Source organism: Alcaligenes sp. 1735tsa3 (assembly GCF_024134565.1).
In the GTDB taxonomy this organism is placed as follows: domain Bacteria; phylum Pseudomonadota; class Gammaproteobacteria; order Burkholderiales; family Burkholderiaceae_B; genus Alcaligenes; species Alcaligenes phenolicus.
Genome location: NZ_CP099862.1, coordinates 976,566 through 1,002,754, shown reverse-complemented (window position 1 = coordinate 1,002,754; position 26,189 = coordinate 976,566). Strand labels below are relative to the sequence as shown.

Sequence of the window (26,189 nt, the reverse complement as noted above, 5' to 3'; positions counted from 1 at the left end):
CTTAATGTCCTCGGGAATGCGAGCGTTTCACGCCGCGCACAAGCAGCACTTTGGCGGTCAAGGCGTCCACTTTCAGACGTAACAGGCGGTTGTCATCAACCAGCATGCGCAAGTCATACACCCAAAGCTCAAAGCGCTCGTCATATTCAAACTGCACACGCAGCACTCGTCCGGGATAGGTCTCGCGCACCCGCTTCAAGACTTCCCGCAGCGGCAAGGCTTCCCCACGGCGCACGGCTTCGCGGGCCTGATCGTGGCCCCGATAGGCCGGGCCCGGAGGCCAGTACGGGCTGGGGCCGAAACGCTCGTTAGGAGGGGGAGGCGGGGGTGGAGGCGGCGGAGGGGGCAAACGACGAAAACAGTCATCGTCCCCGAGGTAATCATGTCCAGACCAATCCGAACGCTGCTCCCTGTCCCACGACGAATCACCCTTCTGCTTTTTGCTGCCGCAGTCAGGGTAGTCGTGAGAATGGGCCAGTGCCAATGGCATCACCGCCGTCAAAACGGCGGCCAAACTCATCAGCAAGGCGGATTGTTTAATGGACGTCATAAGAATCGGTACGTGCAGAAAAAAAAGAGGGATCAAACGATCACTCCCCCTTATATAGCAAGCTGCGGATGAACATAACATGAACAGCGGCTTCAGTTTAGATTCAGAGCCACCTGTCCATAATGGGCACCAGGCTGACAGGACAAACAAACCTTCCCACCTCAAAAGGAAGCTACCCAGGAATCTGACAGCACCACTTTTTGATTACATGAAGGAGCTATATATGAAACGCACTTCCCTCTTTTCTGCCCTGGTATTGAGCGCAAGTCTGTTGGGTGGCACCGCTGCCATTGCACAGGAAGCCACAAGCGCAGCCCAAACACAGAGCACGCAGAAACAAGCCCGTCAGGCCCGCGACCACAAACCGCTGACCGCTGATCAAGTCACCGATATCGGTCCCGCCTACCAGCGCCTGAAAGATGCCGGCTACACCAAAGTGGGCAGCCTGCATCAGCGAGGCGACAACATCATGGCCATGGTGGTCGATAAGGACGGCAAGGTTGTACGTGTCCGTTCCGAGGGTGCCAATGGCGAGTTTACGGTTGTAGAGCGCAAGAACGACGGTCAGCATCGTCGCGGCCACCGCTCCGGTCACGATCAACAACGTGACAGCGCCACGAAAGAGGCCACCAAGTCCTGATCATCACATCACTTTCCCCTAAGCAGTTGATGTTCGCAAGCAGTAGCAGTGACAACACGCAGTTGTTTTAGCAGTAGAAGTCGGTAGCAGGACGAAAAACGGCGCCCCCCAGCGCCGTTTTTCTTTTCTACTGATTAGCCCGGATAGGGTCATCCCGCTCAAGACGTTAGGATGAGAGTCTGTTTCACCTTTGGGAAAAGTGTCTCTCATGCTGTCTGCTGATTCGGTTTACTCACAAAGCTACTCGGAATTTCACTGGTCCATCCCCGAGCACTACAACATCGCTCACGACACCTGCGACAAATGGGCTGACGGGTCCGGGCGTCTGGCCCTGATCCAGCAATTGCCCGATGGTCAGATCAAGCGCTACACCTTCGATCAGCTCAAAGCCTGGTCCGATTCTTTAGCGGCTGCCTGGCAAGCCCAGGGTATTCAGGCAGGCGACCGTATCGCCATCTTTCTGGCTCAAGGACTGGAAACGGCGCTGGCGCATTTGGCGACCTACAAGATTGGCGCCATTGCCATGCCCTTGTTCACCCTGTTTGGCACGGACGCGCTGCGCTACAGGCTGAATGATTCCGGTGCCAGCACCTTGATTACCGATCAACAAGGCCTGGAGACGGTGTTGCCCTTGCGCGAGCACCTGCCACAGCTCAAACATCTTTACCAAAGTGACAGCCAGCAGGATCAAGGCGATGCACTTTCCTTATGGCAAGCCATTGCCGCCCACCCCGAACCGGCACCGCGCACATTGAACACCCGCGCAGACGACCCTGCCGTGCTGATCTATACCTCCGGCACCACAGGTTCGGCCAAAGGTGCTCTACATGCCCACCGTGTGCTGCTGGGGCATCTGCCGGGCGTAGAGATGTCGCACAACTTCCTGCCCACAGGCGAAGGCCTGATGTGGACACCTGCCGATTGGGCCTGGATTGGTGGCTTGCTGGATGTGCTGCTACCGGCCTGGCATCACGGCATACCCGTACTGGCCTACCGCTTCCCCAAATTCGATGCCGAGGCCACCTGGAAGCTGATGTCCGAGCACGGTGTCACGCATACCTTCCTGCCCCCTACTGCCCTGAAAATGCTGCGTCGCAGCCAATGGTCACGCGAGCAATGGCCTTTGAAGCTGCAATCCATTGCCAGTGGCGGGGAGTCACTAGGCGTACAGTTGCTGGATTGGGCGAAGCAGGAACTGGGCATCACCATCAACGAGTTCTACGGACAAACCGAGTGCAATATGATCGTATCCTCTTGCTCGGCCTGGTTTCCAGGACAGGCGGGCAAGATCGGCAAGGCCGTGCCTGGTCACAAGGTCGCGATTGTGGATGACCAGGGGCAAATTCAGAAACCCGGCATCGAAGGCCATATTGCCGTGCAGTCCCCCGATCCGGTTATGTTCCTGGGTTACTGGCAACGGCCTGAAGCCACTCGCGAGAAATTTGTGGGTGACTGGCTGCTGACCGGCGACAAAGGCATGCAGGACGAGGATGGCTATATCCAGTTCGTAGGCCGCGATGATGATGTCATCACCAGCTCCGGCTACCGCATTGGGCCCGGCCCGATTGAGGATGGCCTGATGGGGCATCCCGCTGTCGCCATGGCGGCAGTGATCGGTGTCCCCGACCCCGAACGCACCGAAGTCGTGAAAGCTTTTGTGGTGCTGAAGGAGGATATCGAACCGTCCCAGGAACTGGTCAAGGAGATTCAGGAGCACATCAAACGCCGGGTGGCTGCACATGAGTACCCACGGCTGATTGAGTTTGTCGATGCCCTGCCTATGACAACCACCGGCAAAGTCATACGTCATGCTTTACGCAAATTGAGCCAGTAAAGGCACAAGCTGCAGGCGGCACCCGCACAACACAAGGCCGTCGCTACTCCCTTTACTGGAGCCAAAACAGCATCGCCGCCCCAATGGATAAAAAAACACCCCAATCATTGGACATAAATCCAGCGATTGGGGTGTTTACCACACAGGAACGACTGTCCCGATGTGGAGGCATGGTTTTATTCAAACTCCAGGCAAAGCGCCGCAAGGCCGCTCTGCCCGTATCCGTCTGATTAACCAAAACGACCCGTGATGTAGTCTTCGGTTTCCTTGCGAGCGGGCTTCACGAAGATCTGGTCAGTTTCACCAAATTCCATCAGCTCGCCCAGATACATATAGGCGGTGTAATCCGAGCAACGAGCCGCTTGCTGCATGTTGTGGGTCACGATCACCACGGTGTAATCCGCTTTCAGTTCAGCAATCAGCTCTTCAATCTTGGCCGTGGAAATCGGGTCCAGTGCCGAGCAAGGCTCGTCCAGCAGCAGAACTTCGGGTTTGATCGCCACACCACGGGCAATGCACAGACGCTGTTGCTGACCACCGGACAGGCCGTTACCGCTTTGGTGCAGCTTGTCTTTCACTTCGTTCCACAGCGCAGCTTTGGACAAGGCCCATTCCACACGCTCGTCCATTTCGCCTTTGCTCAGGCGCTCGAACAAACGCACGCCAAAGGCCACGTTGTCATAAATGCTCATGGGGAACGGTGTCGGTTTCTGGAACACCATGCCCACTTTGGCGCGGATCAGGGAAATATCCTGCTTGGACGTCAGCAGGTTCTCATTGTCCAGCAGGATTTCACCTTCAGCGCGCTGGCCGGGGTACAGCTCGTACATGCGGTTCAGCGTGCGCAGCAAGGTGGATTTACCGCAACCGGATGGTCCGATAAAGGCCGTGACCTTCTTTTCCTTGATAGACATGTTCACATTGCGCAGGGCATGGAATTTGCCATAGAAGAAATTCAGGTTGCGGATTTCAATCTTGGTCGATTCGTCGGAGGTAATAATTTGACTCATAGCGTTGGCCGACTAGGGCGCTCCGTGAAAACGTTATTTTTGGCGGAAAAGGCTGCGAGCCAGGATATTGATACCCAAGACCAGCAAGGTAATCAGCACCGCACCTGCCCAGGCCAGACGGTTCCAGTCCTCAAAGGGGCTGGCAGCATATTGGAAAATCACCACTGGCAAGTTGGCCAGCGGCGCGTTCATGTTCAGGGACATGAACTGGTTGTTCAAGGCGGTGAACAACAAGGGAGCCGTTTCACCCGCAATACGAGCCACAGCCAGCAGAACGCCCGTCACGATACCGGGCAAGGCAGCACGGTAGGAGATGGACATCACAATCTTCCACTTGGGGCAGCCCAGAGCCGCCGCGGCTTCGCGCAGACCGTTGGGAACCAGCATCAACATATTGTCTGTGGAACGTACCACCACGGGGATCACCAAAATAGCCAAAGCCAAGGAACCGGCCCAACCCGAGTAGTGCCCCACCTGTGCCACGTATACGGCATAGATGAACAGACCAATAATGATGGACGGTGCCGACAACAGCACGTCGTTCAAAAAGCGGGTGGCCGGAGCCAGCCAGCCACGCTGACCGTATTCGGCCAGATAGGTGCCGGCCAGAATGCCGATAGGTGTGCCGATCAGAGTACCGACGCCAGCCATCATGACACTGCCAACAATGGCGTTCAGCAAACCACCCTCACCACCAGGAGGCGGGGTGCTTTCAAACAACAGGGACCAGGCCATGGCACTGCTGCCCTTTTCGATCAGGGTCCAGATGATCCAGAACAGCCAGAACAGGCCGAAGATCAAGGCAGTAAAAGACACACCCAGCATCAGGCGGTTAAACACCTGCCTGCGTTTGTAAATCGGGTTGCTCAGACTAATTGCGGATTTTTTATCAAACATGGTAGGTGATCCTTAGCGCGACGTGCCTTCGTTCTTGGCCAGACGCAACAAGAGCAACTTGGAGATCGCCAATACAACCGTGGTGATCAGGAACAGGATCAGACCCAGCTCCAGCAAGGCGGATTTCTGCATGCCACCGGCTTCGTTAAACTCGTTGGCCAGTGCAGACGCAATCGAGTTCGAGGGCGAAAACAGCGAGCTTGGCAAGTTAAAGGAGTTACCAATCACAAAGGTGACAGCCATGGTTTCACCCAGCGCACGTCCCAGACCCAACATGATCCCGCCAATCACCCCGTTCTTGGTGAAAGGCAGCACCACACGCCACATCACTTCCCAGGTCGTGCTGCCCAGACCATAAGCGGACTCCTTGAGCATGGGAGGCACCAGCTCGAACACGTCGCGCATCACGGCGGTAATGAAGGGGATCACCATAATGGACAGAATCAGACCGGCGGTGAACACACCAATCCCGAAGGGAGGGCCCGCAAAGATCTGACCCAGCACTGGCACCCCGTCAAAAAAGGAGATCAGGCCAGGCTGTACATAGCGCTGGAACAGGGGCACAAAAACAAACAGGCCCCACATACCGTAAATAATGGAGGGAATCGCAGCCAGCATTTCAATGGCCGTACCCAGAGGGCGACGCAACCAGGCTGGCGAGAGCTCTGTCAGGAACATCGCAATGCCAAACGAGACCGGCACGGCAATACAGAGTGCGATGAAAGAAGTCAGCAAGGTACCGGCAATGGGCACCAACGCGCCATATTCGTTATTGACCGGATCCCAGTTATTCGTCCAGAGAAAAGAGAAACCGTATTCGGCAATGGATTCCCGGCTTCCATAGATCAGGGAAATAGAGATGGCAGCCAGCAATATGAACACGAGAAACGCAAACGAGCGTGTCATGTTCTTGAAAATGCCGTCCATAAAGGCGTTCTGATTTGATTTCATGTAGACAGATGAAGGGTCAGGCCGGAATAGGACGAACGCACTGCAACCGATTCACAGATTCTGTAACAGCCAAGGCTGCTCCAGCCCAACAAACCGGATAACGCTACGCGCTGTGCGTTCAAGACAAAACCGTAATTTTTACATAATAAAGACGGCACCACCTAGAGGTGGGCCGTCTCGCAGGATCAATTTACAACTGACCTGTATTTGAACACGAATCTTACTTCCAGACCGCAGCGCCGTCTTTGGACTTGATCTCCGAGGCCCAAGCCGCCTTGATCTGGTCGGTTACGTCCTTAGGCAACGCAACGTAATCCAGCTCTTCAGCAGATTTGGCACCATTCTCGAAGGCCCAGTTAAAGAAGTTCAGCACTTCTTTACCGTTCTCGGGCTTGTCCTGCACCTTGTGCATCAGGATGAAGGTAGCCGAAGTGATAGGCCAGGATTGTGCGCCAGGCTCTTCGGTCAGAATCACACCCATGCCAGGCGTACCGGCCCAGTCTGCGTTGGCAGCGGCGGCAGCAAAGCTTTCCTGACCAGGCTGGACGAATTGGCCGTCCTTGTTCTGCAACTGGGTCCAGGACAGTTTGTTTTGCTTGGCGTAAGCGTATTCAACGTAGCCGATCGAGTTCTGCAGCTGACGTACGTAAGCAGCCACGCCTTCGTTACCCTTGCCACCTTGACCGGTAGGCCACTTCACAGCCTTGCCTTCACCAACCTGGGACTTCCAGTCCGGGGACACTTTGGACAGATAGTTGGTCCAACCGAAAGTGGTGCCCGAACCGTCGGAGCGGTGAACCACCACGATGTCCTTGTTAGGCAAGGTCAAATCGGGGTTCAGTTCCTTGATGGCTGCATCGTCCCACTTGGTGATCTTGGCCAGGTAGATATCGCCCAGTACTTTACCGGACAGTTTCAGCTTGCCAGGCTCAATGCCTTCGACGTTGATCACAGGCACCACACCACCGATCACGGCGGGGAACTGCAACAGGTTTTCTTTTTCCAGTGTTTCGACCTTCATTGGGTCGTCCGAAGCACCGAAATCCACGGTCTTGGCAATAATCTGCTGCTGACCACCACCCGAACCAATCGACTGGTAGTTGACGCGGTTATTCGTTTGTTTGGCGTATTCAGCCGCCCATTTGGCATAGATTGGGTAAGGGAACGACGCACCAGCACCGGTTACGTCTGCAGCTGTGGCAGTAGCCGCAAAAGCGCTGAACGCCAGAGCAATACTTACCTTGTTGAATACACGTTTTAACATCGAGAAATCCTCTTGATGATAGTCAGATCACAGGCCCACCCTGTATGTGTCGTCATAGTAAACAGACTATATGACACGTTCATGACAGTCTGTATTTCACACACCGCCCAAGCGCTGCATCATGCTCAGATGCAGATTGAACGGGGCACCGCGACTGCGGATGCGGTTATAAGTGCCATCCGGATTGGCCTTCCAGGACAACTGGTTGTCACGCAAGGCATAGGTGAAGGCTTCGGCAATGACCCGCTTTTTCAGGCTGCGGTCCAGCACTGGCACACCCAGCTCCACGCGGCGGAAGAAGTTGCGGTCCATCCAGTCGGCCGAGGAAATAAAGACCTCTTCCTGACCGCCATTGTAGAAATAGAAAACACGCGAGTGCTCCAGAAAGCGTCCGATGATTGAACGCACCTGGATGCTCTCCGACAAACCCTTGACCCCCGGACGCAAGGCGCAAGCACCACGCACGATCAGGTCTACCCTGACTCCGGCCTGGCTGGCATCATAAAGCGCCTGAATGATCTTGGGCTCCAGCAGGGAGTTCATCTTGGCCATGATGCGGGCTTTCTTGCCTGCCAGGGCGCGCTCGGTTTCCGCCTGGATGCGATCCATCATGCTGTCATGCAAGGTGAACGGCGACTGCAGCAAGCGCTTCAGGGGCCGCCAGGCACCCAGCCCGGTCAGCATGGAAAACACCTTGTCCATGTCCTCGCAAATTTCCTGATTAGCGGTAATCAGGCCAAAGTCCGTGTACAGGCGAGCAGTGCGCGGGTGATAGTTACCCGTACCCAAATGGCCATAACGCCGGATCGAACCCCCTTCACGACGCAGCACCAGGGCCATCTTGGCGTGGGTCTTGTGCCCCACCACCCCGTAACTGACGTGTGCTCCCACCTCTTCCAGCTTGGCGGCCCAATTGATATTGGTCTGCTCATCAAAACGAGCCATCAGCTCCACCACCACCGTTACCTCTTTGCCAGCACGCGCCGCCGATAGGAGGATATTCATCAACTCCGAATCTTCACCAGTACGGTAAATCGTCTGCTTGATACCGACGACGGCCGGGTCCGCCGCTGCGGCACGCAAGAAGCTCAAGACGGGCTGGAAGGACTGATACGGATGGTGCAGCAGTTGGTCTTTGCGGGAAATCGCCTCAAAAAACTGTGCGGGGGATTCAAATGAAGAATCAAACGGCGCCGGAATAGGCGCACGGTAATCCGGGAACAGAAGATCCGGACGGTCTGGCACATTACACAGCTGCATCAGGCGCGTCAGATTGACCGGGCCGCTGACGCGATAAGTATCTGGCACATCCAGCGAAAACTCGCTTTGCAAAAAGCGCTCCAGGCGCTCGGGCATGGAACGGTCAATTTCCAGACGCACGGCCGCACCAAAGTTACGTTGCGACAGCTCGCCCTGCAAGGCGGCGCGCAAGTTGGTGACTTCTTCCTCGTCCACAAACAGATCGCTGTTACGGGTAACGCGCCACTGATAGCAGCCCTTTACGTCCATGCCGGGAAAAAGCTCGCCCACAAATACGCTGATCAGGGAGGTCAGCAGCATATAGCCCTGGGGAATGCCGGCGATATCGTCTGGCACACGAATCACGCGTGGCAAGGCACGGGGTGCCTGCACAATGGCAATCGTGCCAGTACGGGCGAAGGCATCTTCACCGCTCAGCTCAACAATGTAGTTCAGGCTTTTGTTGTAGACGCGCGGAAAGGGATGTGCCGGGTCCAGACCAATAGGCGTGAGCAAAGGCATAACGTCACGCAAAAAGGTTTGATACGCCCATTCACGCTGAGCAGGTGTCCATAGCGCGGTCAGCAGCAACCCTATGCCTTCATCCATCAAGGTCGGCAAGACCTCGTCCATCAGCAAGTCGTTTTGCTTCTCGACCAATTGGTGAGCCGCAGCCTGCACCTTGTCAAACGCTTGTTGAGGCAAAAACCCGTCATCCCCCACTTGATGAGGATTTTGCAAAATCTGTTCTTTCAGACTGGAAATACGAATTTCAAAGAATTCATCCAGGTTAGAGCTCACGATACAGATGTAGCGCAAGCGCTCCAGCAAAGGCGTGGTCGAATTTTCGGCCATGGCCAGCACTCGCTCATTGAACTTGAGCAAGGACAACTCACGGTTTAGCAAGGTTGAATCTGGAGAAGGCAGCATGGTGAGGTCGTTAAAAAGCCAAAGAAAATGGGATCGTGAGACTTTTACTACATGAATGTTACAGCTCTATGACCCGTAGCAATTCAAGTCTAAAACAGCTCTGCCTGGCAGGAGCGCAAATATCACATCGCCTTTCCCAAGATGCTTTCGTCTAACTTTTCTTAATTTTCCGGTTTATGTAACAAAACCCATGATTAATGTCCTTATAATCGCACAGTAATCATCCCGAGCGATGCCTCATGGAACAACTTCTTGCCGCTGTGGACCTGGGCTCCAACAGCTTTCGTTTATCCATTGGACGAGTGGTTCAGCACAACGGTCATGCCCAGATCTACACCATTGACCGCCTGAATGAATCCGTCCGACTCGCCGCTGGCATGGGTCCCGACAAATACATCAGTCCCGATGCCATTGAACGCGCCGTAGTCATTCTGAAACGCTTCAACGAACGTCTGGCCGGTTTTCACCCCAATCGCGTTCGCGCTGTGGCCACCAATACCTTCCGGGTGGCACGCAATTTAAGCGAGGTTCTGCCGGCTGCCGAGGCGGCCTTTGGCTTTCCTATCGAGGTCATCTCCGGCCACGAGGAAGCCCGCCTGATTTTCTCGGGGATCAGCAACGAGCTGCCCCCCTCCCCCAATCGCCGTCTGATGATCGACATCGGCGGCGGTTCGACCGAAGTCATTATTGGCAAGGGCCTCAAACCTCTGCTGCTGTCTTCGCTCTACATGGGCTGTGTCAGCTATACCGACAAGTTTTTCTCCGATGGCGTGATCACCGAAGAGCGCATGAGCAATGCGATCCTGACGGCTCGTCGCGAACTGGAAGGAATTACGCGCCAATACCGCAAAACGGGCTGGCAGGAAGCGTATGGCTCCTCCGGAACCGCCAAGGGTCTGATCGCCATCCTGCAAGAGAACGGCATGTCCAAAAAGGGGATTACCCTGGAAGGCATGGAATTGCTGCGCAAACGCCTGGTACACGATGGCAAGGTGGACACACGCAATCTGAGCGGTATCAAGCCTCACCGCGCGCCCGTGCTGGCGGCAGGTCTGGCCATTATGATGGCCGCCTTCCAGGAGCTGAAGATTCGCCAGATGCTGCCTGGTGAAGGCGCACTGCGTGTGGGTGTGCTCTACGACATGCTGGGGCGCGAATCGGAACACGATCAGCGTGACCAGACCGTTCAGCAAATGATGAAGCGCTATCAGGTCGACACACGCCAGGCCCATCGTGTGCACGATGCGGCGATGAAGTTCTTCGCACAACTGAAGCTGCCCGACACCCCTGAAGTGCAGGAACTGCAGCGTCAATTGGGCTGGGCCGCCGATCTTCATGAAGTGGGCCTGAGCATTGCACATGCGGATTACCACAAGCACACGGCCTACGTGCTGGAACATGCCGATATGCCCGGTTTTTCCAACGACGACCAAGCCTTGTTGAGCTTCCTGAGCCTGGGTCACCAGGGCAAGCTGGGCAAGCTCAAGCGCTTTGAGTCCAATAACGCCTGGTGGCTGACATTGCTGAGCCTGCGTCTGGCCGTCATGCTGATGCGCCGTCGCGAGGACAGGGAAACCTTGCCGCTGAGCCTGCAAGCGCGTGGCAAAACCGTCATGATTCATCTGGATCACGAATGGATGGCCAGCCATCCCCTATCCCAGGCCTCCTTGCTGGCTGAAGTACAGGCTTGGCAAAGCGATATCAATGATTTGAGCCTGGAGCTGGTCTGACAAGGCCTGCTGGACGTGTAGCGGCCAGGTGGGCCAAGCCAAGCAGATCATCAGAACCTAAAAAACCCCCGAAAGTTGGATTGCAATCCAACTTTCGGGGGTTCTTTTTATTCGCAGGCCCTATTCAGGCCCGACTTGGTCAGGCCTGAGCAATACGCAATCAGACCAGGCCAAAGTGACGTTTATAGCGCTCGTCCATGGCTTCCAGATCCAGCAGGACAGGAAAGTCTGCCGTATTGAAGTCCGGATCCCAGGCAGGCTCACCACAAATCGTGGCACCCAGCTTCAGGTAGCCTTTGATCAGCGGTGGAATGCGCGCTGGCAAATCGCTGTTCAGTCGTTCAACCGGATAGCGATTCAAGGGCTGCACATGCGGAATGTGCTTGTTGTCCTGCATGGACTTCTGGGCCACACGCCAGACTTCGGCAGCGGTGACGCCATCGTCACGCAAACTGACACTGGCACAACCCAGAAGGTAACGGTAACCGCCTACACGCGTCAGGGCAGCAATGCCACCCCACAGCATCATGATGGCCGAGCCATTACGGTAGTCGGGATGGATGCAGGAGCGCCCAACCTCAACCAGGCTGGGGCGCAGCGCATCCAGGGCGCTGATATCGAATTCGGACTCTGAGTAATAGCCGCCCGCTTTATTGGCATTTTCAGGGGTCAGCAAGCGGTAGGTTCCTACAACCCGGTTTTCCTCGGGTTCGGTAACCATGAAATGCTCGCACCAGGGGTCGAAGCGGTCTATATCCAGACCATTGTGCTGGTCTGGAAAGACGGCGTTCATTTCCTGGGTGAAAACCTGAAAACGCAAGCGCTGAAGGCATTCAAGCTCAGCCTGGGTACGAGCCAGGCGCAAGGCCAAGCCTCCAACGGTATGACCTGCCCAAGTATTCGCCCAATCCACTTCAGTACGTTCGCGCTCAAGATTTAGCATCGTGATGACTCCAAACACTTTCGTGCATCATGCACAAACAATGTTTCAGGTATTTGATAGCCACATTACTATTTCATTAAATCCACTGCAAGCAAGGTATCGATGCCTGCTTGAGCCAGATCGGCTTGTTCTGCTTCCACCATCAAGCGCAGCTTGGGTTCTGTACCTGATGCACGAATAAGCACTCGCCCACGGTCACCCAACATTTGCTCCACTTCACGGGTTGCCTGTTGCAAACCCGCATGGTTTTTCCAGTCCTGGCCCGCTTGCAATGGCACGTTAACCATAATTTGCGGGTACATCTTCAGGCCTTCCATCAGTTCTGGCAGGCTCTTGCCGCTATGGCACAGGGCGGTCAGCACTTGCAAGGCGGCAATAATACCATCGCCTGTGGTGTGCCAGTCCAGGCACAGCAGGTGACCGGAGCTTTCGCCACCGAACACCCAGCCGTTTTGCTGCATCAATTCCAGCACGTAACGGTCGCCCACTTTGGCTCGGGCAAACTCCACGCCCAATTCCTGCATTTTCTTCTCGAAACCCAGGTTGGTCATCAGCGTGCCGACCACACCTTTTACAGGCTGGGTCTGCAGATGATCAGCAACAATTAGATACAATAGTTCGTCGCCATTGTAGATGCGTCCCTGGGAATCGACCATTTGCAGACGGTCTGCGTCACCATCCAACGCAATCCCCAAATCTGCGCCGTGCTTGCGTACTTCTTCGGCCAGCTTCTCGGGATAAGTCGCGCCCACTTCCTGATTGATGTTGAACCCATCAGGTTGAACACCCACGGCAACCACTTCGGCACCCAATTCGCGGAACACGTGCGGAGCGATGTTGTAAGCCGCGCCATGAGCGGCATCCACAACAATCTTGAGCCCGTTCAGGTTCAAGTCGTTCGGGAAGGCACTCTTGCAAAATTCAATATAACGGCCAGCCGAGTCAGCCAGACGACGGGCGCGGCCCAGGGACTCGGACCTCACCCAGTGCATGGGCTGGTCAATGGCTCGCTCGATTTTCAGCTCGATCTCGTCAGGCAGCTTGGTGCCCTGTGCGGAAAAGAACTTGATACCGTTGTCGTAATACGGGTTGTGCGAGGCAGAGATCACGATACCGGCCGTCAGGCGCAGCGTACGCGTCAAATAGGCCACAGCGGGCGTAGGCACAGGGCCAGCCAGCAATACATCGATCCCGGCGGCCGACAAACCGGCTTCCAGCGCCGATTCCAGCATGTAGCCGGAAATTCGGGTGTCCTTGCCAATCACCACGGTGGGGCGGCCTGTACCTTCATACTGGGCAGCCAGAACCTGCCCAGCAGCGTAACCCAGGCGCAAAGCGAACTCCGGGTTAATCGTTGGGCCACCTACTTCACCGCGGACACCATCGGTGCCGAAATACTTACGATCGCTCATTCAGAGACTCCACATTCAACCGCGTTCCACACATCCAGCGCTTCGCGCGTGGCGGCTACATCATGGACACGGACAATTTTTGCGCCCCGTGCCACGCAGGCAAGGGCTGCCGATAGACTGCCAATCAAACGCTCACTGGCGGGTTTCCCCGTGACATGGCCAATCATGGATTTGCGCGACAAGCCGATCAACCAGGGGTAACCAGGCACTGCCGCCTGCTGCAAATCCCGTAGCAACTGATAATTATGTGCCGCTGTTTTACCGAAGCCAAAGCCGGGATCCAGCATGATACGCTCGGATTGAATGCCTGCGCTCACTATGGCGTCACATCGTTGTTGCAAAAAATGACGTACATCAACGACCACATCATCGTAGTGAACCTGCTCTTGCATGGTCCGGGGCTCACCTTGCATGTGCATGATGCACAGACCGCAATTGGAGTCCTTGACGGCCTCGATGGCACCGGGCATGCGCAAGGCATAGATGTCATTGATCATGTCTGCACCGGCCGCCAGGCTGGCGCGCATGACCTCAGGCTTGAACGTATCCACCGACAAGGCCACACCGCTGTCGCGCAAGCCCTCGATCAGGGGAATGACACGCTCAAGCTCTTGTTCCAGGGAAACGGGTTCAGCACCGGGACGAGTCGACTCGCCACCAATATCCAGAATGTCTGCGCCTTCGGCGATTAATTGACGGGCGTGGTCCAGCGCCCGAGGCAAATCATTGTGTGCGTTGCCGTCATAAAAGGAGTCTGGGGTGACATTCACAATCCCCATAACCAAAGGGCGCTCCAGCCCAAACTGGAAGCGCCCACAAGACCACTCAGGGTAATTCATGAAATAGGCATGGCCTATGTTGTAAGTTAAGCAACCGGCGTTGTCGCCGCGGCACCCTTGTCATCGGCTGGGCGAGGACCAGCGGCTGGTGGCGTGGAGCCATCGGAGGGTGTGTTGTCATTGCTGTTGGGCACGTGTGGCGCCCGTGGTGGCAAACCTTTCATGATGTCGTCGATCTGGTCGGCATCAATGGTTTCCCACTCCAGCAAGGCCTTGGCCATGGCATGCATCTTGTCCATATTGTCTTCGATCAGCTTGCGGGCAACCGCGTACTGTTCGTCGATAATCTTGCGGATTTCGAAGTCCACTTTCTGCATGGTGGCTTCGGACACATGCGTGGTTTTGGTGACGCTGCGACCCAGGAACACTTCACCTTCGTTCTCGGCGTACACAACAGGCCCCAGGGAGTCTGTCATGCCGTAGCGAGTCACGATGTCACGCGCAATTTGCGTGGCACGTTCAAAGTCGTTCGATGCGCCCGTGGTCATTTGATTCATGAACACTTCTTCAGCGATACGGCCACCGAACAGCACGGCGATCATGTTCAACAGGCGCTCTTTGTCCATGCTGTAGCGATCGCCTTCGGGCAATTGCATGGTGACACCCAACGCACGACCACGAGGAATGATGGTGACTTTGTGAACCGGGTCCGTCTTGGGCAGCATGCAAGCTACCAAAGCGTGACCGGCTTCGTGGTAAGCGGTGTTGCGACGCTCTTCCTCAGGCATGATCATGGTGCGACGTTCTGCACCCATGATGATCTTGTCCTTGGCGCGCTCGAAGTCCTGCATATCCACGGTGCGACCATTACGGCGCGCAGCGAACAAAGCGGCTTCGTTGACCAGGTTAGCCAGATCAGCACCGGAGAAACCGGGAGTACCACGAGCCAGCACCACGGCGTCCACGTTGGGAGCCAAAGGCACTTTGCGCATGTGCACTTTCAGAATCTGCTCACGACCACGGATGTCAGGCAGGCCAACAACCACTTGACGGTCAAAACGGCCAGGACGCAGCAAAGCGGGGTCCAGTACGTCAGGACGGTTGGTTGCAGCAATGACCAGTACGCCTTGGCCGGTTTCAAAACCGTCCATCTCGACCAGCAACTGGTTCAGTGTCTGTTCACGTTCGTCGTTACCACCGCCCAGGCCTGCGCCACGCTGGCGGCCCACGGCGTCAATTTCGTCGATAAAAATGATGCAAGGCGATTGCTTCTTGGCGGTCTCGAACATATCGCGAACGCGGGAAGCACCCACACCCACAAACATTTCGACGAAGTCGGAACCGGAAATGCTGAAGAAAGGCACTTTGGCTTCGCCTGCAATGGCACGAGCCAACAGGGTCTTACCTGTACCCGGCGAGCCCACCATCAAGATACCGCGTGGAATGCGGCCACCCAGACGCTGGAAGCGGCTTGGGTCGCGCAGAAAGTCCACCAGTTCCTGTACGTCTTCCTTGGCTTCGTCGCAACCGGCCACGTCCGCAAAGGTAACAGGGTTGGAGTTCTCGTCCAGCAAACGTGCACGGGATTTACCGAAGCTGAATGCCCCGCCCTTGCCGCCACCTTGCATCTGACGCATGAAGAACACCCACACGCCAATCAGGAGCAGCATGGGGAACCAGGAGATGAACAGGCTGGTCAGGAAGGAAGGCTCTTCACGGGCTTTACCCGATACCTGCACACCGGATTTCACCAGTTCAGGCACCATCCACAGGTCACCGGGGGACGTCAGCGAGTAGCTGCGGCCAGAATCCGGCGTGACATGCAGGGTATCGCCCTGAATATCCACCTTGCTGATGCGGCCAGAGCGGGCATCATTCATGAATTGTGTGTAAGTGACGCCATCAGTGGCTGGTGGCCGGCCGTCAAACTGCTTGAAAACAGTAAACAGCACCAGCGCAATAACCATCCAGATCGCGACTTTGGAAAACGAATTGTTCAAAGCCAATCTCCTGCGATTGCGATAACTTGCTCCATATGCTTACACATACCTGAACAAGCGCCATACATAGTTCATTCTACCCGATTCAAAGCCCGGCAAGTCATAAATTACCTGCGCTTCAAGCCACGGGCAACGAGAAAGGTTTCGGAGGATTTATCACGCGAAGCCTTGGGTTTACGCTCGACGACTCTGACAAAATTCTGCTTGAAAGACTCCACGATCTGGGAAAACCCGCTGCCGTGGAAGGCTTTGACGATCAGTACCCCTTCATCGGTCAGATGCTGCAGGGCAAATTCCTGTGCCAGCTCGCATAAATGCTGGATGCGGGCGGAATCGGCCGATGCCACACCAGACAAGTTGGGGGCCATATCCGAAATCACAAGGTCTACCGCCGCACCTTTTAAGGAATCTTGCAATTGCTCCAGTACAGAGTCCTCGCGAAAGTCGCCTTGCATGAACTCTACCCCGGCAATTGGTTCCATTTCCAATATATCCAGTGCGATAATGCGACCATTGAGCACACCGCCAGGGCCGACCATGCGTTCCCGTATCAATTGCGACCAGCTGCCCGGCGTAGACCCCAGGTCCACCACCACCTTGCCCTGAACCTGAATCTTCTCCAGATCCAATATTTCACTGAGCTTGAAGGCCGCACGCGCGCGATACCCTTTTTGTTGCGCCAATTTGACGTAGGGGTCATTTATATGCTGCTGAACCCACTCTTTAGAGAATTTTTTCTTGGCCATTCCCGTACAATCTCTTTATGCCAAAACTCAACCTTACACCTCATGAGCGCAGCGAACTTCGTGCTGCTGCTCACGCTCTGCGCCCAGTTGTCCTGATTGGAGACAATGGCCTGACCGACGCCGTGATCAAAGAAATCACCGTCCACCTGCAGGCTCACCAGCTCATCAAGATCCGTGTGGCCGGTGATGACCGTCAGGCTCGTCTGACCATGTTAGAACAAATCTGCGATGCGCTCGATGCTGCCCCTATTCATCATCTGGGCAAAATCCTGACTATCTACAGACCCAATATCGAACGCCCCCCTGTTTTGGGAGCGCCTGTTGAAAAACCTACCCGTGCGGTGCGCAAGCCTTCGGAGCCTTACACGCCCAAAAAGCTGGCCGCTTCCGGTGTTCAGCGTACGCGCAAGACGGAACGTGCTCGCCGTGCTGAAATGCAAGCTGAACGCAGCAGCACCCAAGAGAAGAAAGCCTCGGCCGCACCACGCAGTGTTCAAAAGTTCTCGGCAGTCAAACCTGCTGCCGCGCCCCGTAGCAATACCAACCGTCCTGGCAGTGCCATGTCCTTGCGGGCAGGCGCTCGTCGCGGACTGGGCGGTTCGGGCAAACGCTAAACTGCCGTAAATTATAAGGCCCCCGCACAATGTGCAGGGGCCTTTCTTTTGCGGGCTCGAATCAACAGCAGGACAAGCCTGCTGTCAGAAGCAAGGTCAAACGTAACTGATCGACAGGATTTCGTATTCACGAATACCGGCGGGCGCCTTGACCTCGACCACATCGCCTTCGCTCTTGCCAATCAGGGCACGAGCCACAGGGCTGGAGATGGAAATCTTGTTGGCACGGATGTCGGCCTCGACGTCACCCACAATCTGGTAAGTCACGGTGTTGCCGGACTCCAGGTCCTCGATTTCAACCGTGGCACCGAACACGATGCGGCCATCCGCCTGCAGCGCGGCCGGTTCGATAATCTGGGCATTGGACAAAGTGCCTTCCAATTCGGCAATCCGACCCTCGATAAAGCCTTGGCGCTCGCGCGCGGCATCATACTCGGCGTTCTCGGACAAATCGCCTTGTGCTCGCGCTTCGGCGATGGCGTTAATTACATCCGGGCGTTCCACCGTCTTGAGGCGGTGTAATTCGACTTGCAAACGTTGTGCGCCCTGCGCAGTCAATGGGATCGCAGACATAGTATTCCTGCTCAACAAGTAAAAGACGCTCCGTAGCAGGAGCGCCTGGAAGATAGGGGGATAACGATGATGGGGCAAACAATCAAACAGGTTGAATCGGCCGACTTGAAAGTCCTGCTGACCCTACAGCGTACATTCAAACACACTGCTCAAGCCAAACCTGCCGGCTGCCCCAATATGGCTTTTCCGACACAGAGAAATTCTGCGGCAGAAAAAAACCCCGCGAAGAACCGGGGTGTGAGATCTATTGTCGGCAAACTGCCTGAAAATAGCAAGCCCCTGAAACCCCTGTGTAAAAAAACAGAAGCTCAAGGGCCACGGGTTTAGAGCAGGCTATTTCGAGGCTGGCGACAGGCTGATGGCCAAACTGGTCAGAGCCAGGCCAGTCTTGATCCGCCTTGGGCCGACTACACCATATTCTGGCGACGGCCTCGCAACAAAGCGTGCAGCAAAATAGCACCAAAGGTGGCGCAGCCAATGCCGTCCAGACGAATCACGCCAAACTGCAAGGAGAAGTTACCAGCCCCCAGAATCAGGGTGACGGCTGCCACCAGCAAATTGCGGTTATCGCTGAAATCCACCTGGTTCACCACCCAGATACGGGCGCCGGCAATAGCGATCAAACCAAACACCACGATGGACATGCCACCGAGCACAGGGCCAGGAATCGACTGGATCACGGCACCGAACTTGGGCGAAAAGCCCAGGAAAATCGCGATCACGGCAGCAAAGGCAAACACCAGCGTCGAGTAGATACGGGTAGCGGCCATCACGCCGATATTCTCAGCGTAAGTCGTCACACCAGTGCCGCCTACGGAGCCGGACAGCATGGTCGCCACGCCATCACCCACGAAAGCACGACCCAGATAACCGTCCAGATCCTGACCGGTCATGGCGCTAACCGCCTTGATGTGACCCAGGTTCTCAGCCACCAGAATAATGGCCACCGGCACAATCACGGTCATGGCATGAGCCTGGAACACAGGCGCGGCAAAGCTGGGCAGACCCAGCCAGGCGGCTTCAGCAACCGGCGCAAAGTTGATTGGGGTGCCGTAGCCCATCACATTGGTGAAAACCCAGTACAACACGCAAGCCAGAGCCAAACCCACCAGAATCAGCAAGCGCTGAGCCACCCCGCGGGTGTAGACCGCAATACCACCCACGCACAACACGGTCATCAAGGCCATCATGGAATCGAAGGTGCCGCTACCCATCGCGCCCTTGGCCGCAATAGGAGCCAGGTTCAGGCCAATCACCGCCACAATCGAGCCGGTAACAACCGGAGGCATCCAATGGTTGATCAAACGCGCTGCCCCACCCTGGGTACGGGCATTGAACACCCAGACCAGAACACCGATCAGCGTATAGACCAGACCACAGATAATAATGGCCCCCAAGGCCACGCCAATATTGGGATTCGGGCCGCTACCGGCATAGCCGGTAACCGCAATCACACCACCAATAAACGCAAAGCTGGAACCCAGGTAGCTGGGAACCCGGCCACCGACAAACACAAAGAAAATCAGCGTACCAATACCGGACATCAAGATGGCCAGATTGGGATCAAAGCCCATCAACAAGGGAGCCAGAATGGTGGAGCCGAACATGGCCACCACGTGCTGCGCACCCATGGCAATGTTTTGCGGCGTGGCTAGACATTCGTCGGGCTGCACAACCGCACCGGGTTCGCTGCCGGACACTCGGCGCCAACGCGGGAAGTAAGACTGAGACATAAAGGGTTCCAGAAAAGGAATAAAGAAATACAGCGCAATTCGTCAGACGGTCGCGCAGTGCTCCCTGAGGCACTGGCTGATTCGTTGAGGCATGATTTTAAACGTGAAAGACTCAACAAGGCACCTGAAAATAAGGCAGTACGCGGTAAACCCCAACATGGATCCAGCCAATACAGGTTTCAAACTGCCTTTTGGCGTCGATGCTCGCGCTATATGCGGTATATACCCCCTCTATCTGCCTGTGCTTGACTGGCCCATTACAATAGACAATCAGCCTGCCTTTGGCAGTCCGATTCCCTAGCAGAGTGATTACGCCAGCATGAGTACGTCTATTTGTCTGATCCGCCATGGTGAAACCGCCTGGAACGCCGTACGCCGTTTACAGGGCTGGCAGGATATAGAGCTGAACGAGACCGGCCGCGAACAGGCCCGTGCCCTGCAAAGCTACCTGAGCTCCCCGGCGTTTCACATGTCTGTGGATGCCATCATCAGCAGCGATCTGCAACGCGCCTCGGAAACAGCGGCAATTGCCTGTCAGCATTGGGATATTGAAATCCAGCAAGTCCAGGGACTGCGCGAACGCGGCTTTGGTAAGCTGGAAGGCCAGGCCTGGGATGCGGCAGGCCGCCATGGGCCGGATCAGCCCGACGACACCGTCGATATCGATTACGCCGTAGAGGGCGGCGAATCACTGCGTCAGTTTCAAACACGGGTTCTGAGCTGCTTTGAGGCGCTGGCACAGGACAATACGGGCAAGAACTTGCTGGTCTTTGCCCATGGCGGTGTCATTGATATGGTTTGGCGCAAGCTGAACCAGCAGGCGCTGAATGCCAAGCGCACTCACGCAATTCTGAATACCAGCCTGAACTTCTTCAGCATTGATGCGGACTTGAACTGGACCTGTACGCAGTGGGGGCAGTTGCCACATCTGAATACGGCACTGGACGAGCAACTCTAAGCCATACATAGCCATGATCAGGCAGGTACCCGCAGATCGGATTAGCTGCAGCGTTCGATAAACCAGCCTGAGACTTGTGCGGAGTCCTGTCCGCCTGACTCACCTCGTCAGTTCCTGACAGTGTCTCCAGCGCCACGCCCGCAAGCTTTATCCTTACGATAGCGACGGACCCATACCAGGAAGAGCCACAGGCACTATTGCGGTTGCGGTTGCGGTTGCGGTTGCGGTTGCGGTTGCGGTTGCGGTTGCGGTTGCGGCCATAAGCATAGCCACGCTGAGGCCATTAAGGGCTTAAAAAATCAGCTACAGGGGCAATGATCAGCTTTTTTTGTTCAGTCGTGGCTTGCGAGGTGCCCGACGAGCCAGACGGTCATACAGCCAATTAGGTAAAAGACGCATCAGGCGCGAGACAACTCCCATCTGCCACGGAATGACTCGATAGGACACGCCCTGCTCGATGGTCTTGCGAGCTTTGCGGGCAAAGTCCTCAGCAGGCATCAGAAACGGCATGGAGTAAGGATTCTGCGCCGTCATGGCTGTGCGAATATAGCCGGGCGTAATGGTGACAACAGAAACACCGTACAGCGACAGCTCCAGCCGCAAGCTTTCGCAATAGGCAATGACAGCCGCCTTGGAGCTGCTATAAGCCCCCGCACCGGGCAAACCACGAATACCCGCCACGCTGGCAATACCCACCAAGGTTCCCTTCCCCGCCGCTTTCATGGTGCCGATAAAAGGCTCGAAGGTCGCCACCATGGCCAGAAGGTTTGTATCCACAATGGCTTTGAAGACGGCAAAATCCTCGGTTTCTTCCGTCAAGGTGCCAGCGCTGATCCCCGCACTGGCAATGACCACATCAATTCTTTGCCCTGTGAACTGCAAAAAGTCCTGGGCCGCTTGATGCAAGGCGTCTCTGTCACGTACATCCGCCACATAGATACGGTGCACACCGGGCAAGCTCTCAGCCAGCGCCTGGAGTTCTTCCTGACGCCGGCCCAGCAAACCCAGGCAAGCACCTTGAGCGGCATATTCCTGGGCCAGCGCTTTGCCCAGACCGCTGCTGGCGCCCGTGATAAAGACGGTTTGCATCTTTGCCTGCTTTTTACAGGAAGATCAGGGCAGCAATGCCCAGCACCAGCAACCACTTAAGGATGTAGTACAGGGTTTCGTTCTTTTTCTTGATCGCCTTGCCGAAACGACGCACTGCATAAACCGTACCGAAAATACGGTTGATACCACCCGTGCGGTCGCCTTCCTGGTTAGGAGCGGCAGCGGCGCGCAGCAAGAAACCACCTACTGCGTGATTGATCGCCTGTGCCCAGCGGTAACGCATGGGGCGCTCTACGTCCGCAAACAAGATAATGCGGTTCTGATCCGTTTTGTTCTCGGCGTAGTGAATAAAGGTTTCATCAAACACCACGGCCTCGCCATCACGCCAGTGGTAGCGCTGGCCGTCCACTTCGATATAACAATCCGGGCTATTAGGCGTCATCAGCCCCATGTGAAAGCGCAGCGAACCCGCATAAGGGTCGCGGTGACGCGGTAAACGGGCACCGGGTGGCAAGGAGGTGAACATGGCCGCCTTGATCGAAGGAATGTCCTTGAGCAGATTGGTCGTCACCGGGCACAGTTCGCGTGCCGAAGGATGATCCGCGTCATACCACTTCAGGTAAAAACGCGTCCAGCCGGTTTTGAAGAAGGAGTTGAAACCCGCATCGTTGTACTTGTCCGAGGCCTTGATATGGCCTTCGCCAAATAGCTGCTCGGCCTCGGCACGGATTTCATCGCAGTGCTCCAGCAGCTTGTTCAGCTCGGGAAAATGTTTCAAATCCAGATACGGCTCGTTCGGTACTGCCGAAAAGCCGTACATGAAGACGTTCAGAGGAGCCGTGAAGGTGGAATGATCCAGCAACTGGCGAGAAAACCGGTGCCTGACTCGACCCCTGAAGTGCACAACAATCGTGCACACGATGAACAAGGCAAGAATGAACCATTTCACGACATGATCTCCAAAGAAGAAAACTTCTGCACTGTGCAGGCGGTGGCCTGCGTGCTGCCCCAATACGACGGCTTGGTCTTGTCTGATGCAAGAACAAAAAAAGGCGCACCACTAAGGTGCGCCTTTCCAGCCGGGTAAGACTTAGTGTTTCGCGAGCAGAGCGTGCAGCTCTTGAACCGCGTAAACTTTCAAGCCCTCACCTTGGCTCAGATACTGCAAGCCTTGAACCGCCGCCACAGCACCGGCAATGGTGGTGTAGTAGGCCAGGTTGGCAGCCAGCGCATGTGTACGGATTGTACGCGAATCAACGATGGCGTTGCGACGCTCTTCAACCGTATTGATGACCAAGGAAACTTCACCGTTCTTGATCATGTCCACAATGTGCGGACGACCTTCGGTAACCTTGTTCACCACTTGAACAGCCAGACCGGCCTGCTCGATGGCGCTGGCGGTACCGCGGGTAGCCACAACCTTGAAGCCCAGCGAGATCAGGCCACGAGCCACTTCAACCGCTTGTGGTTTGTCCTGAGCACGCACGCTGATGAAGGCCAGACCGCCCTTGGGCAGGTTCACGCTGGCAGCCATCTGCGACTTCACGAAGGCTTCGGCAAACGAGGTGCCCACGCCCATGACTTCACCGGTGGACTTCATTTCAGGTCCCAGAATGGTATCCACACCAGGGAACTTCACGAAGGGGAACACGGCTTCTTTCACGCTGTAGTAAGACGGCGTGACTTCTTCAGTAATGCCTTGCTCGGACAGAGTCTGACCAGCCATGGCGCGAGCGGCGATCTTGGCCAGCTGCAAACCGGTAGCCTTGGACACGAACGGCACGGTACGCGAAGCACGTGGATTCACTTCCAGCACGTACACATCACCATCCTGAATGGCGAACTGCACGTTCATCAGGCCCTTCACGTTCAAGGCCTTGGCCATGAGTGCGGTCTGGCGCTTGATTTCAGCTACGGTTTCGTCGCTGAGCGAGTAAGGAGGCAAGCTGCAAGCGGAGTCACCGGAGTGAACACCAGCTTGTTCAATGTGTTGCATCACACCGCCCACAAACACGCGCTCGCCATCGGCCAGGCAGTCCACGTCCACTTCGGTAGCGTTGTTCAGGAAGTGATCCAGCAGCACGGGCGAGTCATTGCTGACCTTGACCGCTTCGCGCATGTAGCGCTCCAGGTCTTGCTGCTCGTGCACAATTTCCATGGCGCGGCCACCCAGCACATAGCTTGGGCGCACCACCAGGGGGTAGCCAATTTCAGCAGCCAGAGCAATGGCTTCGCCTTCGGTACGAGCCGTACGGTTTGGCGGCTGACGCAGACCCAGCTTGGTCAGCAGCTTCTGGAAGCGCTCACGGTCTTCAGCCACGTCAATGGATTCAGGGCTGGTACCGATGATAGGTACACCGTTGGCTTCCAGAGCACGTGCCAATTTCAGCGGAGTCTGGCCACCGTACTGAACGATGGTGCCCACGGGTTTTTCGATGTGAACGATTTCCAGCACGTCTTCCAGAGTCAGAGGCTCGAAGTACAGACGATCGGAGGTGTCGTAGTCGGTAGAAACGGTCTCGGGATTGCAGTTGACCATGATGGTTTCGTAACCATCTTCGCGCAATGCCAGAGCTGCGTGCACGCAGCAGTAGTCAAACTCGATACCCTGACCAATACGGTTAGGACCACCACCCAGAACAATGATCTTCTTCTTGTCCGTAGGATTGGATTCGCACTCTTCCTCGTAGGTCGAGTACATATAGGCCGTATCGGTGGAGAATTCAGCCGCGCAGGTGTCCACACGCTTGTAGACAGGACGCACGTTCAACTGGTGACGCAGTTTGCGCACTTCCGATTCCACGGTGTCCAGCAGGAAAGCCAGACGGCGGTCGGAGAAACCACGACGCTTCAGACCGAACAAGGTGTCGCGGTCCAGATCGGCCAGCGTCTTTTGCTCCAGAGCCAGTTCGATGTCCACGATCTCTTTGATCTGGGCCAGGAACCAGGGGTCGATCTTGGTCAGGTTGTGAACTTCGTCCAGGGTCAGGCCTTGAGCGAAAGCATCGCCCACGTACCAGATACGCTCTGGGCCGGGTTCGCCCAGTTCGACCTGCAGTTTTTCGCGGTCGGTGGTTTTCTGGTTCAGACCATCCACACCCACTTCCAGGCCACGCAGGGCTTTCTGGAAGGATTCCTGGAAAGTGCGGCCAATAGCCATCACTTCGCCCACGGACTTCATCTGGGTGGTCAGGCGCGAGTCGGCCTGAGGGAATTTTTCGAAGGCGAAACGTGGCACTTTGGTAACCACGTAATCGATGGTGGGCTCGAACGAAGCGGGGGTCGCACCACCGGTGATTTCGTTCAGCAGCTCGTCCAGGGTGTAACCCACGGCCAGACGCGCAGCAATCTTGGCGATAGGGAAACCCGTGGCTTTGGAAGCCAGAGCCGAGGAACGAGACACGCGCGGGTTCATTTCGATAACGATCATGCGGCCGTTATCGGGGTTCACCGCGAACTGAACGTTCGAACCACCGGTATCCACACCGATTTCGCGCAATACGGCGATCGATGCATTACGCATGATCTGGTATTCGCGGTCGGTCAGGGTTTGGGCAGGAGCCACGGTGATGGAGTCACCGGTGTGCACACCCATGGGGTCCAGGTTTTCAATGGAGCACACAATAATGCAGTTGTCGGCGCGATCACGCACGACTTCCATTTCAAACTCTTTCCAGCCCAGCAGGGATTCTTCAATCAGCAGTTCGTTGGTTGGCGAGGCTTCCAGACCACGACGGCAGATGGTTTCGAATTCTTCAGGGTTGTAGGCAATACCGCCGCCCGTACCGCCCAGCGTGAAGCTGGGGCGAATCACGACGGGGAAACCGGCGGTACCGATTTCTTCAGCGATACGCTTTTGAACCGCCCAGGCTTCGTCCATGCTGTGAGCCACGCCGGACTTGGCGGACTCCAGACCGATGGAGGTCATGGCGTCTTTGAATTTCAGGCGGTCTTCAGCTTTTTCGATAGCAGCGGCGTTGGCACCGATCAGCTCGACACCGAATTTTTCCAGCACGCCATGCTTGGCCAGATCCAGGGCGCAGTTCAGCGCGGTTTGGCCGCCCATGGTGGGCAAGAGCGCATCGGGACGCTCTTTTTCAATGATTTTCTCGACAGCTTGCCAGGTGATGGGCTCGATGTAGGTGACGTCGGCCGTATCCGGGTCCGTCATGATGGTGGCCGGGTTGCTGTTGACCAGCACAGTCCGGTAACCCTCGGCCTTCAGGGCCTTACATGCCTGGGCTCCCGAGTAGTCGAATTCACAAGCCTGACCAATGATGATCGGGCCTGCGCCAATGATAAGAATGCTTTTTAAGTCTGAACGCTTTGGCATAGT

The 26,189-nt window shown here is 55.9% G+C and carries 21 protein-coding genes; 5 read left to right on the top strand and 16 right to left on the bottom strand.

Going from position 1 to position 26,189, the window contains the following annotated elements; all coding sequences use genetic code 11:
- Nucleotide 1: 1 nt before the first annotated feature.
- On the bottom strand, nt 2-550 hold the full coding sequence (locus NIZ92_RS04555) for a PepSY domain-containing protein (protein ID WP_254002761.1): 549 nt from the start codon (nt 548-550) through the stop codon (nt 2-4).
- A 223-nt stretch (nt 551-773) separates the two neighbouring features.
- Between NIZ92_RS04555 and NIZ92_RS04550 the strand changes: the two genes are divergently transcribed.
- Nucleotides 774-1,190 (top strand): hypothetical protein, encoded by a 417-nt coding sequence (locus NIZ92_RS04550; RefSeq protein ID WP_035270962.1) that lies wholly within the window; start codon nt 774-776, stop codon nt 1,188-1,190.
- Nucleotides 1,191-1,398: 208 nt separating this feature from the next.
- On the top strand, nt 1,399-3,024 hold the full coding sequence (locus NIZ92_RS04545; RefSeq protein WP_035270964.1) for an acyl-CoA synthetase: 1,626 nt from the start codon (nt 1,399-1,401) through the stop codon (nt 3,022-3,024).
- Nucleotides 3,025-3,254: 230 nt separating this feature from the next.
- Here NIZ92_RS04545 and pstB read toward each other — a convergent pair whose 3' ends face one another.
- The 5 genes from pstB to ppk1 all read right to left on the bottom strand — a co-directional run bounded on the left by pstB (nt 3,255) and on the right by ppk1 (nt 9,315).
- Complete coding sequence (gene pstB / locus NIZ92_RS04540) at nt 3,255-4,034, bottom strand: phosphate ABC transporter ATP-binding protein PstB (RefSeq protein ID WP_009463840.1); 780 nt, start codon at nt 4,032-4,034, stop codon at nt 3,255-3,257.
- 33 nt (nt 4,035-4,067) lie between these two features.
- Entirely contained in the window at nt 4,068-4,931 is an 864-nt protein-coding gene (gene pstA, locus NIZ92_RS04535) for a phosphate ABC transporter permease PstA (protein ID WP_022983498.1), read from the bottom strand.
- A 12-nt stretch (nt 4,932-4,943) separates the two neighbouring features.
- Entirely contained in the window at nt 4,944-5,882 is a 939-nt protein-coding gene (pstC, locus tag NIZ92_RS04530) for a phosphate ABC transporter permease subunit PstC (RefSeq protein WP_026485253.1), read from the bottom strand.
- Nucleotides 5,883-6,102: 220 nt separating this feature from the next.
- A complete protein-coding gene (gene pstS / locus NIZ92_RS04525; protein ID WP_035270965.1) occupies nt 6,103-7,146 on the bottom strand; it encodes a phosphate ABC transporter substrate-binding protein PstS in 1,044 nt (347 codons plus the stop codon).
- A 96-nt stretch (nt 7,147-7,242) separates the two neighbouring features.
- The gene (ppk1, locus tag NIZ92_RS04520; RefSeq protein WP_254002760.1) at nt 7,243-9,315 is read right to left on the bottom strand and encodes a polyphosphate kinase 1; all 2,073 of its coding nucleotides are present in this window, start codon (nt 9,313-9,315) and stop codon (nt 7,243-7,245) included.
- Nucleotides 9,316-9,554: 239 nt separating this feature from the next.
- Here ppk1 and NIZ92_RS04515 point away from each other — a divergent pair, with 239 nt between their 5' ends.
- Nucleotides 9,555-11,045 carry a Ppx/GppA phosphatase family protein gene (locus tag NIZ92_RS04515; protein WP_026485250.1) on the top strand — a complete coding sequence of 497 codons (1,491 nt, stop codon included), beginning with the start codon at nt 9,555-9,557 and terminating at the stop codon, nt 11,043-11,045.
- A gap of 160 nt (nt 11,046-11,205) precedes the next feature.
- On the opposite strand, the gene NIZ92_RS04510 is transcribed toward NIZ92_RS04515, so the two are convergent.
- The 5 genes from NIZ92_RS04510 to NIZ92_RS04490 all read right to left on the bottom strand — a co-directional run bounded on the left by NIZ92_RS04510 (nt 11,206) and on the right by NIZ92_RS04490 (nt 16,925).
- The gene (locus NIZ92_RS04510; protein ID WP_009463097.1) at nt 11,206-11,988 is read right to left on the bottom strand and encodes a GNAT family N-acetyltransferase; all 783 of its coding nucleotides are present in this window, start codon (nt 11,986-11,988) and stop codon (nt 11,206-11,208) included.
- A gap of 68 nt (nt 11,989-12,056) precedes the next feature.
- Nucleotides 12,057-13,400, bottom strand: a complete 1,344-nt coding sequence (gene glmM, locus NIZ92_RS04505) for a phosphoglucosamine mutase (RefSeq protein ID WP_254002759.1) — start codon at nt 13,398-13,400, stop codon at nt 12,057-12,059.
- Nucleotides 13,397-14,239, bottom strand: a complete 843-nt coding sequence (gene folP, locus NIZ92_RS04500) for a dihydropteroate synthase (protein WP_031232995.1) — start codon at nt 14,237-14,239, stop codon at nt 13,397-13,399. Before folP ends, glmM begins: the two co-directional genes overlap by 4 nt.
- Before the next feature lie 26 nt (nt 14,240-14,265).
- Nucleotides 14,266-16,179 (bottom strand): ATP-dependent zinc metalloprotease FtsH, encoded by a 1,914-nt coding sequence (gene ftsH / locus NIZ92_RS04495; protein WP_009463092.1) that lies wholly within the window; start codon nt 16,177-16,179, stop codon nt 14,266-14,268.
- Between the two features lie 107 nt (nt 16,180-16,286).
- Nucleotides 16,287-16,925 (bottom strand): RlmE family RNA methyltransferase, encoded by a 639-nt coding sequence (locus NIZ92_RS04490; RefSeq protein WP_009463090.1) that lies wholly within the window; start codon nt 16,923-16,925, stop codon nt 16,287-16,289.
- A gap of 17 nt (nt 16,926-16,942) precedes the next feature.
- Between NIZ92_RS04490 and NIZ92_RS04485 the strand changes: the two genes are divergently transcribed.
- A complete protein-coding gene (locus NIZ92_RS04485) occupies nt 16,943-17,539 on the top strand; it encodes a YhbY family RNA-binding protein (RefSeq protein ID WP_026485246.1) in 597 nt (198 codons plus the stop codon).
- A gap of 96 nt (nt 17,540-17,635) precedes the next feature.
- Here NIZ92_RS04485 and greA read toward each other — a convergent pair whose 3' ends face one another.
- Together greA and NIZ92_RS04475 are read right to left on the bottom strand one after the other, a co-directional pair.
- On the bottom strand, nt 17,636-18,112 hold the full coding sequence (gene greA / locus NIZ92_RS04480) for a transcription elongation factor GreA (RefSeq protein ID WP_022983494.1): 477 nt from the start codon (nt 18,110-18,112) through the stop codon (nt 17,636-17,638).
- A 407-nt stretch (nt 18,113-18,519) separates the two neighbouring features.
- Nucleotides 18,520-19,845: a solute carrier family 23 protein gene (locus tag NIZ92_RS04475; protein ID WP_137431449.1), complete on the bottom strand. Its 1,326-nt coding sequence runs from the start codon at nt 19,843-19,845 to the stop codon at nt 18,520-18,522.
- Between the two features lie 319 nt (nt 19,846-20,164).
- Here NIZ92_RS04475 and NIZ92_RS04470 point away from each other — a divergent pair, with 319 nt between their 5' ends.
- Nucleotides 20,165-20,803, top strand: coding sequence for a histidine phosphatase family protein (locus tag NIZ92_RS04470; protein ID WP_254002758.1), 639 nt, complete (start codon nt 20,165-20,167; stop codon nt 20,801-20,803).
- Nucleotides 20,804-21,121: 318 nt separating this feature from the next.
- Here the strand turns inward: NIZ92_RS04470 and NIZ92_RS04465 are convergent, their stop codons facing one another.
- The 3 genes from NIZ92_RS04465 to carB form a co-directional block, all read right to left on the bottom strand.
- Nucleotides 21,122-21,892, bottom strand: a complete 771-nt coding sequence (locus NIZ92_RS04465; protein WP_254002757.1) for an SDR family oxidoreductase — start codon at nt 21,890-21,892, stop codon at nt 21,122-21,124.
- Nucleotides 21,893-21,905: 13 nt separating this feature from the next.
- A complete protein-coding gene (lpxO, locus tag NIZ92_RS04460) occupies nt 21,906-22,802 on the bottom strand; it encodes a lipid A hydroxylase LpxO (protein ID WP_026485242.1) in 897 nt (298 codons plus the stop codon).
- Between the two features lie 141 nt (nt 22,803-22,943).
- On the bottom strand, nt 22,944-26,186 hold the full coding sequence (gene carB / locus NIZ92_RS04455) for a carbamoyl-phosphate synthase large subunit (RefSeq protein WP_035270977.1): 3,243 nt from the start codon (nt 26,184-26,186) through the stop codon (nt 22,944-22,946).
- Nucleotides 26,187-26,189 lie beyond the last annotated feature (3 nt).

What these genes read in the sequence shown, in the direction of transcription:
- NIZ92_RS04555 (WP_254002761.1), bottom strand. Translation starts at nt 550, where the DNA reads ATGACGTCCATTAAACAATCCGCCTTGCTGATGAGTTTGGCCGCCGTT.
- NIZ92_RS04550 (WP_035270962.1), top strand. Translation starts at nt 774, where the DNA reads ATGAAACGCACTTCCCTCTTTTCTGCCCTGGTATTGAGCGCAAGTCTG.
- NIZ92_RS04545 (WP_035270964.1), top strand. Translation starts at nt 1,399, where the DNA reads ATGCTGTCTGCTGATTCGGTTTACTCACAAAGCTACTCGGAATTTCAC.
- pstB (WP_009463840.1), bottom strand. Translation starts at nt 4,034, where the DNA reads ATGAGTCAAATTATTACCTCCGACGAATCGACCAAGATTGAAATCCGC.
- pstA (WP_022983498.1), bottom strand. Translation starts at nt 4,931, where the DNA reads ATGTTTGATAAAAAATCCGCAATTAGTCTGAGCAACCCGATTTACAAA.
- pstC (WP_026485253.1), bottom strand. Translation starts at nt 5,882, where the DNA reads ATGAAATCAAATCAGAACGCCTTTATGGACGGCATTTTCAAGAACATG.
- pstS (WP_035270965.1), bottom strand. Translation starts at nt 7,146, where the DNA reads ATGTTAAAACGTGTATTCAACAAGGTAAGTATTGCTCTGGCGTTCAGC.
- ppk1 (WP_254002760.1), bottom strand. Translation starts at nt 9,315, where the DNA reads ATGCTGCCTTCTCCAGATTCAACCTTGCTAAACCGTGAGTTGTCCTTG.
- NIZ92_RS04515 (WP_026485250.1), top strand. Translation starts at nt 9,555, where the DNA reads ATGGAACAACTTCTTGCCGCTGTGGACCTGGGCTCCAACAGCTTTCGT.
- NIZ92_RS04510 (WP_009463097.1), bottom strand. Translation starts at nt 11,988, where the DNA reads ATGCTAAATCTTGAGCGCGAACGTACTGAAGTGGATTGGGCGAATACT.
- glmM (WP_254002759.1), bottom strand. Translation starts at nt 13,400, where the DNA reads ATGAGCGATCGTAAGTATTTCGGCACCGATGGTGTCCGCGGTGAAGTA.
- folP (WP_031232995.1), bottom strand. Translation starts at nt 14,239, where the DNA reads ATGAATTACCCTGAGTGGTCTTGTGGGCGCTTCCAGTTTGGGCTGGAG.
- NIZ92_RS04490 (WP_009463090.1), bottom strand. Translation starts at nt 16,925, where the DNA reads ATGGCCAAGAAAAAATTCTCTAAAGAGTGGGTTCAGCAGCATATAAAT.
- NIZ92_RS04485 (WP_026485246.1), top strand. Translation starts at nt 16,943, where the DNA reads ATGCCAAAACTCAACCTTACACCTCATGAGCGCAGCGAACTTCGTGCT.
- greA (WP_022983494.1), bottom strand. Translation starts at nt 18,112, where the DNA reads ATGTCTGCGATCCCATTGACTGCGCAGGGCGCACAACGTTTGCAAGTC.
- NIZ92_RS04475 (WP_137431449.1), bottom strand. Translation starts at nt 19,845, where the DNA reads ATGTCTCAGTCTTACTTCCCGCGTTGGCGCCGAGTGTCCGGCAGCGAA.
- NIZ92_RS04470 (WP_254002758.1), top strand. Translation starts at nt 20,165, where the DNA reads ATGAGTACGTCTATTTGTCTGATCCGCCATGGTGAAACCGCCTGGAAC.
- NIZ92_RS04465 (WP_254002757.1), bottom strand. Translation starts at nt 21,892, where the DNA reads ATGCAAACCGTCTTTATCACGGGCGCCAGCAGCGGTCTGGGCAAAGCG.
- carB (WP_035270977.1), bottom strand. Translation starts at nt 26,186, where the DNA reads ATGCCAAAGCGTTCAGACTTAAAAAGCATTCTTATCATTGGCGCAGGC.